Annotated in this window: 10 protein-coding genes; 6 read left to right on the forward strand and 4 right to left on the reverse strand. The window is 59.0% G+C overall.

Going from position 1 to position 13,326, the window contains the following annotated elements:
• Nucleotides 1–103 precede the first annotated feature (103 nt).
• The 5 genes from PH547_RS25410 (at nucleotide 104) to PH547_RS25430 (ending at nucleotide 6,513) form a co-directional block, all read left to right on the forward strand.
• Nucleotides 104–1,060, forward strand: coding sequence for a S1C family serine protease (locus PH547_RS25410; RefSeq protein ID WP_283053015.1), 957 nt, complete (start codon nucleotides 104–106; stop codon nucleotides 1,058–1,060).
• A 159-nt stretch (nucleotides 1,061–1,219) separates the two neighbouring features.
• Nucleotides 1,220–1,591, forward strand: a complete 372-nt coding sequence (locus PH547_RS25415; protein WP_285169713.1) for a hypothetical protein — start codon at nucleotides 1,220–1,222, stop codon at nucleotides 1,589–1,591.
• Between the two features lie 271 nt (nucleotides 1,592–1,862).
• On the forward strand, nucleotides 1,863–3,062 hold the full coding sequence (locus PH547_RS25420) for an MFS transporter (RefSeq protein ID WP_285169714.1): 1,200 nt from the start codon (nucleotides 1,863–1,865) through the stop codon (nucleotides 3,060–3,062).
• A 323-nt stretch (nucleotides 3,063–3,385) separates the two neighbouring features.
• Nucleotides 3,386–5,269: an MFS transporter gene (locus tag PH547_RS25425; protein WP_104825960.1), complete on the forward strand. Its 1,884-nt coding sequence runs from the start codon at nucleotides 3,386–3,388 to the stop codon at nucleotides 5,267–5,269.
• 149 nt (nucleotides 5,270–5,418) lie between these two features.
• Nucleotides 5,419–6,513 carry an LLM class flavin-dependent oxidoreductase gene (locus PH547_RS25430; protein ID WP_285169715.1) on the forward strand — a complete coding sequence of 365 codons (1,095 nt, stop codon included), beginning with the start codon at nucleotides 5,419–5,421 and terminating at the stop codon, nucleotides 6,511–6,513.
• Nucleotides 6,514–6,558: 45 nt separating this feature from the next.
• Here PH547_RS25430 and pepT read toward each other — a convergent pair whose 3' ends face one another.
• The 3 genes from pepT to PH547_RS25445 all read right to left on the reverse strand — a co-directional run bounded on the left by pepT (nucleotide 6,559) and on the right by PH547_RS25445 (nucleotide 10,159).
• Nucleotides 6,559–7,791 (reverse strand): peptidase T, encoded by a 1,233-nt coding sequence (pepT, locus tag PH547_RS25435; protein WP_285169716.1) that lies wholly within the window; start codon nucleotides 7,789–7,791, stop codon nucleotides 6,559–6,561.
• A 352-nt stretch (nucleotides 7,792–8,143) separates the two neighbouring features.
• Entirely contained in the window at nucleotides 8,144–8,662 is a 519-nt protein-coding gene (locus PH547_RS25440; RefSeq protein WP_104825958.1) for a DUF992 domain-containing protein, read from the reverse strand.
• A gap of 234 nt (nucleotides 8,663–8,896) precedes the next feature.
• The gene (locus PH547_RS25445; protein WP_285169717.1) at nucleotides 8,897–10,159 is read right to left on the reverse strand and encodes an adenylate/guanylate cyclase domain-containing protein; all 1,263 of its coding nucleotides are present in this window, start codon (nucleotides 10,157–10,159) and stop codon (nucleotides 8,897–8,899) included.
• 398 nt (nucleotides 10,160–10,557) lie between these two features.
• On the opposite strand from PH547_RS25445, the gene PH547_RS25450 reads away from it, so the two are divergent.
• Nucleotides 10,558–11,724 carry a M20 aminoacylase family protein gene (locus PH547_RS25450; protein ID WP_285169718.1) on the forward strand — a complete coding sequence of 389 codons (1,167 nt, stop codon included), beginning with the start codon at nucleotides 10,558–10,560 and terminating at the stop codon, nucleotides 11,722–11,724.
• A 76-nt stretch (nucleotides 11,725–11,800) separates the two neighbouring features.
• On the opposite strand, the gene PH547_RS25455 is transcribed toward PH547_RS25450, so the two are convergent.
• Nucleotides 11,801–12,607 (reverse strand): heparin lyase I family protein, encoded by an 807-nt coding sequence (locus tag PH547_RS25455; protein ID WP_285169719.1) that lies wholly within the window; start codon nucleotides 12,605–12,607, stop codon nucleotides 11,801–11,803.
• Between the last annotated feature and the right edge of the window lie 719 nt (nucleotides 12,608–13,326).

The raw sequence follows: 13,326 nt of genomic DNA on the forward strand, positions 1-13,326 counted from the left end.
CGACGCCCATCCATCTAATCTAAACGACAGCGTCATGGCGAACAGGCATCCCTGTGATCGCCGACGGCAGCGGCGATAGGCGCCGCTGTTTGAGGATCAAACGATGGGTTTCATAGATAAGGACATAGTGCCCGCGGACGACGGGGCACTGATAGATGCATATTCTCAATCGATAGCTGGGGCAGTGGATACGGTTGGCCCGGCGGTCAGCCGGATCGAGCGGGTTGGCGGCAGGGGCGGGCATGGTTCCGGCTTTGCCGTCTCGCCGGACGGGCTGATCGTCACCAACAACCATGTTGTCGACGATGCCAAGATTGTCCGCATCACCACACCTGACGGTTCCATCACGGAAGGGCGCGTCCTTGGACGCGACGTGGACACCGACATCGCTCTCATCCGAGCGAATTCCGGCGTCGGCGCCTGGGCCCGGCTCGGGGACTCCAAGCGTCTGCGCAGGGGCCACATCGCGATCGCCATCGGCAATCCGCTCGGCTTCGAGTGGACGGTGACCGCCGGCATCGTATCGGCACTCGGTCGCTCGATGCGGTCCGCGAGCGGGCGGCTGATGGACGACGTCATTCAGACCGACGCCGCGCTCAATCCCGGTAATTCCGGAGGCCCGCTGGTGTCGTCGAGCGGCGAGGTCATCGGGGTCAATACGGCCGTCATCCAGGGCGCGCAGAGCATCGCATTCGCGGTGGCCTCCAATACGGCGAACTTCGTGGTTTCGGAAATACTGCGGTATGGCCAGGTCCGGCGCGCTTTCATCGGGATCGCCGGCGATACGATCGAGCTGCCGCGCAGGATCGCCCTTGAAGCTGGCACCGGCCAGACAACCTCGGTGCGCGTCAGACGGGTGGAACCCGACGGTCCTGCCGACCGCGCAGGCTTGCGGGACGGCGACTACATTTTGGCGATCGACGGTACCCCGGTCGGCGGTGTCGACGATATCGTCAGATTGATGAGCGGCGAGAGAATCGGCCGAAACACCGATCTGCTCGTCTTCTCGGTCGCAGGCCGAATTGAGAAACGAAACTTGCTGCCGGTTGCCCGGTCGTAAATATCCGGCGAAAGCGGCCGTTCGAATTGGCAGCTCAGGTGCGAGCGGCACAGCGACGCGCGGGTGACGAGGGGCGTCCGCGCTTCTCATAGCGACCTCGACGGGGAACCGTGACGTGTCGCCGTCGTTATGACACAGGTATAGCGATGGAGAAACACCATGGAAATCGCAGGAAGACCGGGCTCGCATGCGCTCAGTGCATTTTTTGACGACGAGTCCGACGCCGAAAAGGCGTCCGAAGAGCTCATAGAGGCCGGCATCCCGAAAGACGCCATCACCATGACACCGGGAAACCGGCCCGACATACCGCCGATCGACCATATCGGCTTCCTCGACGCGCTGACCGGGTTCTTCTTCACGGAAGAGCAGCGCAAGAACTATGCGGAGGCGCTCCGGCGCGGGGGCGTCCTGCTAACCGTGCAGGAAGTGAGCAAGGCGCAGCACGACGCCGCGCTGAATATCCTGACGGAAAGGGGAAGCATCGATATGGATGAACGCGTGGAGGAGTGGCGGCGCGAGAATCGGAAATAGGTGGATCCGATAGCCGGGCATCCCTTCACCATCGCCTAACGCCGCATCAGCCGCGTGAAAGCTGGCGACCTCATCTCCGTTGCCATACGCGAACCCTTCGTTCATCCGTTCGATGAGACCGGATCCGCCGTAACCTTCATCGCACGTCCAAGAATAAAAATGATAGGACATGTCGAAATCACGCTGGCTCGAGCGTCTTAGGGAATGGATGGTGCTGCGGAGCGGGGCCGTCCATGCCAAGATCGATCGTGCAAAATGGGGTTGAGCGGATATGGGCGTTTCTTATCGTTGGGTCATCGTGGCCGCCGGCGCGCTGATGACCTGTGTTGCGCTGGGCGCAATGTTTTCACTGGCTATTTTTCAGGTGCCGATCGCTACCGCCACTAATTGGTCGCATGCCGGCATTGCGAGCGCGATGACGCTCAATTTCCTGGTCATGGGTCTCGGCGGTTTCCTGTGGGGCGCGGCAAGCGATCGCTTCGGTCCTCGTATTGTCGTACTGACGGGCGCAGTCCTGCTAGGCCTCGCGCTTGTCCTGGCAAGCCGGGCGGGATCGCTTCTCGAATTTCAATTGACCTACGGCATTCTCGTCGGCCTCGCCGCCAGCGCATTCTTCGCGCCGATGATCGCGGCCACGACCGCATGGTTCGATGAAAACCGCAGCCTCGCCGTTTCACTGGTCTCTGCCGGCATGGGGGTTGCGCCGATGACGATTTCGCCATTCGCCCGTTGGCTCATTTCGGCTTACGATTGGCAGACGGCCATGATGCTCATCGGTTTTCTCGCCTGGATACTGCTGGTGCCGGCGGCACTGCTCGTGCGACGCGCCCCTGCGGCTGCGGCGGGTCCGGATACCGATCCCGCGGCCGAAGGCCCCAACGTACCGCTCGGACAGATATTCCGATCGCCGCAATTTCTCGTTCTCGGCGGAACCTTCTTTGCCTGCTGCGCGGCGCATTCAGGGCCGATCTTCCACATGGTAAGCTATGCGACGATCTGCGGCGTGGCGCCGATGGCGGCGGTGAGCATCTACAGCGTCGAAGGGCTTGCGGGGCTCGGCGGCCGGCTTCTATATGGCACGCTTGCAGACAGGCTCGGCGTCAAGCCAGTCTTGGTCGCGGGCCTGCTGGTGCAGGCGGCGGCGCTCGCGACCTATCTCCTCGTCAGCCAGCTTAGCGAATTCTACGCGCTCGCGGTCATCTTCGGCAGCGCCTATGGCGGGGTTATGCCCCTCTATGCGGTGCTTGCGCGCGAGTATTTCGGACCACGCGTCATCGGCACTGTCTTCGGCGCGGCAACCATGCTGTCGAGTATCGGAATGGCATTCGGCCCACTGGCGGGCGGCTGGATCTTCGATACGTTCGGGAATTATTCCTGGCTCTTCATCGGATCGTCCATGGTAGGCCTCGGCGCAGTCGCCATCGCACTCGCCTTTCCACCATTGCAGCGCGTCAGGCTTCAACCGGCATAACCCAGGCTTGCAAGAAGACGCATTTACAGCGGATCTCCTGAGCCGGAGACAATGGCGTCAGGGGATCTTAGTTTCTGCGTTTCACCGCCTTACACACAGTTTTAGGCAGCGGACGCAAGTTGCTGGCATTGCATTTTTCAATTTTTGGTCAACACTTCTCCTGGGCATCAGGTGCGTGACCTCAGGGGGGAGGAAATCCGGAGGCGTTCACCAGCGCAGGTTTGCCGCGCCGATCGGCCGGAAAATCAAGCGCTATGCCAACATGGGAGGGTATGGCATGGCTCCCGCCGTCCATATCCTTGGTGCAACTGGGAGGAATAAAAATGGTAAGCACCTCTGTAGGTGAAACTTCTGGTCGGGGTATGACCAGGGAAGAGAAGAAGGTGATCTTTGCATCTTCGCTCGGAACTGTTTTCGAATGGTATGATTTCTATCTCTATGGTTCCTTGGCCACATTCATCGGTGCGGCCTTTTTCAGTGATTATCCGGAGGCGACCCGCAATATTTTCGCGCTGCTCGCTTTTGCAGCCGGCTTTCTTGTCCGGCCGTTCGGCGCGCTGGTCTTCGGACGGATCGGCGATCTCGTCGGCCGCAAATATACGTTTCTAGTCACGATCACGATCATGGGTCTGTCGACCTTCTTGGTCGGCGTCCTGCCCGGTTCGGCCAGTTGGGGCATCATCGCCCCGGTCATTCTAATCGGATTGCGCCTGTTGCAAGGCCTTGCGCTCGGCGGGGAGTATGGCGGCGCGGCGACCTATGTTGCGGAACATGCGCCCAACAACCGGCGCGGCTATTACACATCCTGGATCCAGACGACGGCAACGCTCGGGCTCTTCCTGTCGCTCATCGTCATTCTGGTCGTGCAGAATTGGCTTGGCAAAACCGCCTTTGCCGATTGGGGCTGGCGTATCCCCTTCATCCTGTCCTGCGTCCTTCTGGGCATTTCCGTTTGGATTCGACTGTCGCTCAGTGAATCCCCGGCCTTCCAAAGGATGAAGGAAGAGGGCAAGGGCTCCAAAGCACCCCTATCTGAGGCTTTTGGCCAGTGGAAGAACGCCAGGATCGCTCTGCTCGCGCTGCTCGGCCTCACCGCCGGCCAGGCGGTCGTCTGGTATGCGGGCCAGTTCTATTCGCTGTTCTTCCTGCAGAACGTGCTGAAGGTCGATGGCCAAACCGTCAATATCATGATCGCCATAGCGCTCTTGATTGGCAGCGGCTTCTTCGTCGTGTTCGGTTGGCTGTCCGACAAGATCGGCCGCAAGCCGATTATCATGGCCGGTCTCGCCTTGGCGATCCTGACCTATTTCCCGCTGTTCAACGCATTGACCCGCGCGGCAAACCCGGCTCTCGCCCAGGCGGAACAGACGATCCGCGCCACCGTCACCGCAGCACCCCACGATTGCACCTTCCAGTTCAACCCGGTCGGCACAGCGAAATTCAACAACTCCTGCGACATTGCGACTTCATTCCTGTCGAAGAGCTCCGTCCCCTATGCCATCGTCGATGGCCCCGCCGGCCAGCCGGCAACGGTAACGGTCGGCGATACGACCGTCACCTCGTACAATGCCGTCACCGCCGGCGCGGACGCTGCCGCAAAGAGCGCAGTATTCACGCATGATCTGAATCTTGCCTTGCAGAAGGCCGGCTTCCCGCTCGCGCGGGATCCCGCCAAGGTGCCTGAGGTCAAGCTGGATGGCTTCATTGCCGCAAACCCTGAACTCGGCCTCAATGCAACGACGATCCGCGCCGGCGACAAGACGGTCACGCCGGTGGCTGACCTCGTCAAGGCCAAGCTGCTCACGGCTGACCAAGCTGCGGGGGCGACGGAAATGCCGGTTTACACCATAGCGAACGGCGGCGCATTCAAGATGGTCGCCGATCCCAATGCGGTAAACTGGCCCCTCACCATCGCCATTCTCACCATTCTTGTTATCTATGTGACCATGGTCTATGGTCCCATTGCCGCGATATTGGTTGAGATGTTTCCGACCCGCATCCGCTATACCGGCATGTCCTTGCCCTATCATATCGGCAATGGTTGGTTCGGCGGCCTGCTTCCGGCAACGGTCTTTGCAATGAGTGCTGCCACAGGCGATATCTATTATGGTCTCTGGTATCCGATCGCGGTTGCCGCGATGAGCCTTGTCATCGGCCTCATCTTTATCCGCGACACCAAGGGCATTGATCTCAACGCCATCAAGTAGCAACATATGAAAAGCCCGGCGCAAAACCACATCGCGCCGGGCTTTTTTGTGCCGGACGTCCGGCACTTTCACGATTGGCAATGTTTGGGCAAGTCCTGTTCCACCCGCCATCCGTCTTGCCCGCCGAAGACGAAAATGAAGAGGGAAAGATGATCAAGCCGCATCCGCTGAAAGGCCCGAACCGGCTGAAGCTTGGCGTATTCTCCGCCAATGCCGATGGCGGGCTGGCGATCACCGATGTGCCGGAACGCTGGGCCGCTGGCTGGCAGGACAATCTGACCGCTGCGCAGATCGCCGATCGCGCCGGGCTGGAATTCTTTCTGCCGATTGCCCGCTGGCGAGGCTTCGGCGGTAAGAACCGGGTGCGCGAATGGTCGTTCGAGACTTTCACCTGGGCGGCGGCGCTGGCGGCCGCGACCGAGAAGATCGGCCTATTCATGACGGTGCATGTGCCGTTGGTGCATCCGCTTTATGCCGCCAAATCGCTGGCGACGGTCGATCATGTCAGCCAGGGGCGAGCAGGCCTCAACATCGTCTGCGGCTGGAACCCGAAGGAATTCGGCATGTTCGGCATTCCCCTGGTCGAGAAGGGCTACGACCAGGCGGCGGAATGGCTGGAGATCCTTGAAAAGGTCTACGCCTCCGACGATCCAGTCGACTATGCCGGCACCTATTACACGCTGAAGGAAGCCGTGAGCCGGCCGGCAAGTCTGCAGACGCCGCGGCCGGTGACGATGAACGCCGCTTTCGGCGGTCCGGGCCGCGATTTTGCGGCGGCGAGCTGCGACTATCTCTTCACCACCTTCACCGAGATCGCGGATGCAGGAAAACATGTCTTCGATATCCGCGAAAGGGCGGAGAGAAAGGGCAGGGATGTCGGCGTCTACACCGTCTGCCACGTCGTCTGCCGCCAGACGCAGCAGGAGGCGGAGGACTATTACACCCGCTACGCCGTCACCATGGCCGACCACGCCGCCGTCGATCAGCATATGGCCGGCAAGAAGGAATTCTCGCAATCGCACGACCGCGATGCCTATGACCGATACCGCCAGCGCTTCGCCGGCGGCGCGGGCAGCTATCCGTTGATCGGCACGCCGGAAAAGATCGTCGAGGATATGATCGCCATATCTGCCCAGGGCTATGCCGGCATAGCTCTGTCCTTCGTCAACTATACGCAGGAACTGCCCTATTTTTGCGATCGGGTCATCCCGCTTCTGAAAAAGGCGGGACTTCGAGTCGAATGAAGGAAAGGCGTCAATCTATTTCAGACGACGCTATCATCGCATGCGTTAGGCGCGCTCCGCCCAGAGTTTTGCCAGTTCGACAAGCGTCTTGACGCCCTTCTCCATGTCTTGCCGGCTGACCCATTCGAGCGGCGAGTGAAAGGCATGGCCTCCGGCGAAGATGTTGGCGCAGGGCAGGCCCATGAACGACAGTCGCGAACCGTCGGTGCCGCCTCGGATGCTGCCGCGCACGGGCGTCATGCCAGCGCGCCGGACGGCCTCGATGGCGTTGTCGGCGATCTCCGGATGGCGGTCGAGGATGGTCTTCATGTTGCGGTACTGCTGCCTGACCTTGAAGGAATAGGTGGAGCCGGGATATTCCGCCATCACCTCCTTTACGGTCGCCTCGAGCATAGCCTCCTTGGCAGCGAGACCATCATCGTTGAAATCGCGAATGATAAAGCTGAGGGCTGCCTTTTCCATCGAACCGGTCACACCGGTTGGATGGACAAAACCATCCCTGCCGTCTGTCGTCTCCGGCGCCATGTCTTCCGGAAGCCGGCTAATGATCGCGCCGGCGATTTTGATGGCGTTCTCCATCTTGCCCTTGGCAAAACCTGGGTGGATGGCAACGCCTTGAATGGTGATTTCGACGCCGTCGGCGGAAAAGGTTTCATCCTCGATATGGCCGGCCGTTTCGCCATCGACGGTGTAGGCGAACTCTGCGCCGAGCTTCGTCAGATCGACCTTGTCGACCCCACGTCCGATTTCCTCATCCGTCGTGAACAGAAGCTTGATCGTTCCGTGTTCGATCTCCGGATTGTCGACCAAAAACTGGGCCGCCGTCATAATTTCCGCAAGGCCGGCCTTATCATCGGCACCGAGCAGCGTCGTGCCGTCGGAGGTGATGATGTCATTGCCGATCTGGTCGCGCAGAACCGGATTGTCGCTGACGCGAATGACCTGTTGCGGATCGCCCGGGAGCTGAATGTCGCCGCCACCATAGTTTCGCAGGATTTGCGGCTTGACATTGGTGCCGGTGAAATCGGGCGCCGTATCCATATGCGAACAGAAGCAGATGACCGGCACTGGCCTGTCGACATTGGACGGGATGGTTGCATAGACGTAGCCGTGCTCATCGAGATGTGCATCGGAAAGGCCGATCGCCAGCAATTCCTCCACCAGGAGTCGGCCAAGATTCCTCTGTTTTTCCGTAGACGGCTGCGTCGATGACGTGGGATCCGATTGGGTGTCGATAACGACATAGCGAAGGAAGCGATCGATAACGGTATCAGTCATGAGTTCAGGTCCACGTATTCATCGACGATGGACAGCTATAGCCCTCGCGGACGCGGCCGTGAATGCATTTTCGTTTTGCCGAAGCGTTTTGTCGGTATAGCAAGAGATAACCTTAGGTGGTATAAAATACCACAAACATCCGAAGGGTGTGCCCTGCCACCAAGACCGCCGGCGGCGCGTTGTCTGGGACTGAAAATGCGTCAGCCAGGTAGTTGAGTAACCCAGCAAAGACAATCATTTGCACGATGACCACGTTTTAAAAGTGTCCCATCATGCATCCGTAGTCGCACCCTATGCGTACCCCTCCCTAGAGAAGATACGCACGGGGCGGAACTGGCAAATGAAGATACGCTTAGTCTATCGTGGTCAGCGTCACCGACGTACCTGTAGCGGCGACGTTGAGCCCGAGCTGGCCGGTTACACTGATTAGCTGCAGATGCACGGAGCCGGAGCTGCCACCGAGAAGAACGTTGGCACCAACGCCGGCACCAAGGGTCGCCTCCGCGGTAACGCCCGTATAAAGGCCGCTTAACGCACCATGATGATAGCCGGCTGTCGGAGCAAAAACGAGCCAGACAAGACGGCTGCGGGTGGTGAAGCCGAGATCGACGCCCAGTTTTCTGATCGCACCGCTATAATGGTCAATGCGCTCCTTTCCGACGGTCGAGCGGAAAACGCAGTCGGCCTCTTTTGCAGAGCCAAGCACATAGCCGACACCGCCGCCGACGTCGCACGTAAGATAGCCGATCTTTACCCCATTGCGCTCGTCCGGCTCCTGGTAGGTGGTCTGTAGGTCGGCCGCGCGTACCCCCGTCCCGCCGATGACGATCAATGCTGCTACTGAAAATGCCGTGGCGAGTAATTTATTCATCTTTCTCTCCTTGTCAGAGTATTCAGGGTGCAGGGCACCCGGTCGCCGAGCCGTTGAGTCGGCCCAAACTAACGTCCGTGATCGCAGAACGATCCCACGAAATTGAGGCGGCTATCGTCTTTCCACTCATCCTAATATACAAGAGACAACAGCCCTCGACACTTCACGTTTTGCGATCAGCTTTTTCGCTCCGCGAGGTCCAGAAAATGGACCGGGCATGATCTCGGAAACATATCAGGATCGTGCTTTGTGACGCGCTACGCTATTTCCATTCGTCGCAAAGGCGAAGACATCGACCGGTTCACCAAGACCCTTGAGGGGGAAGGCACCGAGGCTTTCCATCTCGATCTCGCAGCCTGCCATATCGACGAAGGCCTTGGACAACAAAACGGGCCGTTTGACCTCCTTGGTCAATGTCTCCAGTCGCGAAGCGACATTGACCGCCGGCCCGATGACGGTGAAATCGAGGCGGGTGCGCGAACCGATATTGCCATACATCACATCGCCGACATGCACGCCGACGCCGTAACGCAAAACCTCACGGCCATTCCGACTATTTTCCTCATTCAAGGCGCCGACCGCAGCCTCCGCCTCGCTGATCGCCTGAAGAAGGTTAGCGCAGGCCATGGGATCGCTCAGCGGAAAAATAGCCAGCAATCCATCCCCCATGAATTTGAGAATCTCGCCGCCATGTTTCTCGATCGGCTCCGACATCGCGTCGAAATAGCCGTTCAGAAGGTCGATCACGTCGTCGCGCGGCCACATGTCCGAAATCGTCGTGAAGTCGCGCAGGTCGCAGATGAGGATGGCCGCGCCGACGGTCGTGCCGCTGCCGCGGGTGGTAGCACCCGCAAGGATTTTCTCGCTGGCATGCGGCCCTACATAGGTGCGCAGAAGCGTCCGGGCCAGGATGTTCTTCAGCCGGATCTCGCTCACCAGCGTCAGGGCCGGCAGTAGGTCCTTCAGGAAGGTGACATGCTCTTCGGTAAAGCCGCCCGGTATGTCGGCGGCAAAGGTGACGATATGGCGCTTGCCGAGCGTATGGTAGATCGGCCAGGCGATATAGTCGGTCAATCCTTCGGCATGCATTTCCTCGTAGAGCGGATAGGCGGGCCGATCGGCCGTATCCAGCTTTTCGAGGTTCTGGCGAACCTCGGCGGCTCCATTGAAGATCTCGTTGATCGGGCTAGCCAGAAACTGCGGTGTCGTCTCCACCCCGTAGCTGAAGGTGCTGATGTTTGCCTCCTCCATCCCTATACGCCAGAGGATTCGTGCACCGAGCCATTGCGGATGAAGCGTTCTGAAATGCAACGTCGCCCGTGCGACCGGGATACCCGCTGCCCGCAGTCTCCTGCACAAGTCCACGAGGATATTGTCGATGAAGCGTTCGCCGCGGGTATCATGCATCAGCCAATCGAGGATATTACTCCGTCTTGCCGGCCATATACCCTGGCTCTCGACATGCGAGCGGGACGCCGCTTCCGATGACAATTGCATTACCCGTACCCCACAAATACCTGGTCTCTGTCGTCGCGCAACGATCCACGCCGAAGTGCGAATATACGCCAATTGTCATTTACCTGGAACGACAATCGGCTTCAGCCCATGATTTTATAAACCGAAGCGCGAACCTATACCGCGCCTCGTGCTACCTGGCCAAAGATAGATAGGTCGAATTCCGTATTCTTTAAACGTGAGGCGAACCGTCGCAGGCCGTCAAACGCATGGCAGACGATGAGCATGTCCCCGGGTCACAAATCAATTGACAGGCGGCACATATCTTGGGCCGTCTGCAAAGGTGACTATACTCGTATGCTGCTCGTCGTTATCTCTGGTACAGATCCGCTCCCGCCGGCATCGCGGCGATTTGTAAGACCTTCTGAAGGAGACTGTTCATGAACCCGTCCGAAGCATCGCGCATCATTGCGGATGAGGCCAAGAACTGGCGTCGCGAGATACATCAATATCCGGAACTTCTATTCGATCTGCCACGCACGTCGGCGATGGTGGCGGAGAAGCTGAGGGCGTTCGGCTGCGACGAGGTAGTGACCGGGATGGCCAAGTCCGGGGTCGTGGCGGTGATCTCGGGCAATCGAGGCAATGGCAAAACGATCGCGCTTCGCTGCGACATGGATGCGCTGCCGATGTCCGAACAGACGAACCTGCCCTACGCCTCGAAGATACCGAACATGATGCATGCCTGCGGACATGACGGTCACACCGCCATGCTCCTGGGTGCCGCCAAACGGTTTGCCGCCGATCGCAATTTTGCGGGCAAGATCGTTCTGATCTTCCAGCCGGCGGAAGAGGGCGGCGGCGGCGGGCGCGTGATGCTGGAGGAAGGTTTGCTCGATCGTTTCGGCATCGAGGAAGTCTATGGCATGCACAATCAGCCGGGCCTTCCCGTCGGCTCGTTCGCCATCCGCAGCGGCCCGATGATGGCTGCTGGCGACCGTTTCGTCATCACCATCCACGGACGCGGTGGCCACGCGGCTTCGCCGCATCTTGCCCGCGACCCCGTGCTGGTCGCTTCGCATGTCATCGTCGCGCTCCAGTCGATCGCATCGCGCTTCACCGATCCGTTCGATCCCGTTGTCGTTTCCGTTACCTTCATTAGCGGCGGCGACCGGAAGGCGCTGAACGTCATTCCGCCCGCCGTCGAAATCGGCGGCACGGTCCGCACGATGCTGCTGGCGACACGCCGCGCCGTAGAGCAACGGTTTCGCGATGTGGTGACGGGGACGGCGAAGCTCCATGACACGCAGGCCGAAATCGATTGGCGCCCGGGATATCCCGTGACTGTCAACAATGCCGAGAAGACCGCGGTTGCGATCGCCGCCGCCAGAAGCGTCGTCGGCGCGGAGCGCGTCAACGGCAACTGGCCGATGACGATGGGTTCGGAAGACTTTTCCTATATGCTCGAAAAGCGTCCCGGCGCACTCATCTGGGTCGGCAATGGCGACAGCGCCGATCTGCATAATCCGGCTTATGACTTCAATGACAATGCCATCGCCTACGGCATCGACTACTGGGCCGCCCTGGTTGCGCAGCAATTGTCATAGCTGAACGGAGAAGGCATTCGTGCGCGGGTTTACCATTCGATCGCCGCGGATTGACGCCTCGCAGGGCAAGGCCGCTTCATTTTCGGGCGGTCTCGATTCTGATCCAGTCCAGCTCCAACGTGTCCGAGGACGGTATATAGTCGCGGTATTGGCCGATCTTAAACTTGGTCATCGGCGGAGATAATGGATCAGGCTCATACCCGATCTTGCCGGTTACCCTGGCGATGAACCGGCCATCCTGGTGAATTTCGATGAAAGCGCTGCCGTCACGACCGGCCTGCACGCGATAACGCATCTCGACCCATTTCCCCGCCGGCGTCGACAGGATGGGATTGCGGCCATATTCCACCTTTAAATCGGGCGTACAGGCTTTGCCGTCGCTGTCCTCCGGCCGGATAGACTGGCAATAATGCGGCGTTCCGTTTTTCCAGGCGAGCTTGCTTCCCTTGGCTGGCGCCGAGGCGATCAAGCACCTACACATATCGTCCTGAACCGTGACATGCAGGATGCCGTCATCATAGCGCTGGGCGAGAAACGGGCTTGGTGACCAGCCCGCAAACTCCTGCGCGTACTTGCTATTTATAGCCTCCTGTTTCCATTGCGCCGTTATCCAGCGAATGGAATCCTTATCGTTCAAAACCTCTTTCGGCATGCGGAAGCGGAAGGAATAGACGAGCGGCACATCGGACCTTCGAAAGAAGGTCTTTTGCAGGCGAAGCTCTTCACGCTGAATGCATTCGTCCTCCTGGTGAGCTGCCTTGGCCCGGCTCCAGGCGTTGTCGTCGCAATAGGGATCAGGTTGGTTCGCCGTCGGCGCCCATGTCGGCTTCACTTTCGCAAAGAAGTTCGTGCCGAGAAACTCCGGTCTGCTGACTTCGGTCATCAAGAAGTGTTGCGCAGTCAGGACCTCCTGCGGCGCCTTGCAAGCAGGTTCGCACTTCTTGCCGCCGAGTGAGGATTCGTTGACGGTAATCCCGGCTATGTAATCCCTCCTTTCGGCTGGATCGGCCGAGAATGTTACCGGTGTATTTTTGTTATCGATCTGGCAGGAACACCATTGGCTCTGATCTAGCGTCGGCGACCTGAAATCATTGTAGAGAAGCTCGGCTGCCGACGCGCTGGATGTGACCGCGACAAAAAGCAAAAGAAACATAGTAGCAGGCGTCAAACGCCACATCTTCGTATCCCAATAGGCGCGCATCGCACCCTGGAGAAGGTTTAAACACAGAATCTCGTCGATTGAAATCCAGCGAAAAGGACGAGGACCCTGTCCCTTCGCGTTGCATCGCCGTCGTGTTGCCGGGCGTTTCAATCTGTCGCCAAATGACTGGAATTGTCAGGATGCAGGTTACTGAAAATAAGGCTAGGCGAGCTCATGCCTATAGAGTTGCTGCCGGGGTCTCCCGCTCCAAAACCTAGCCATTTTCTCCTTTTGCGGATGCAAATTATCCTATGTCTAAATGGCTGTTAAATCTAAGCTAAGCTGCCAAACGGAAGTAATTTCGGCTTTAACTTCCGTCACTCACTATACCCTTTGGAAGGGCTCAATTTCGATCAAAGGAATGTCCGGGAGGGGATAATCCGTCGCAGGCAAAACTGCTG

The sequence above is a fragment of the Rhizobium cerradonense genome, assembly GCF_030182455.1.
Classification (GTDB): domain Bacteria; phylum Pseudomonadota; class Alphaproteobacteria; order Rhizobiales; family Rhizobiaceae; genus Rhizobium.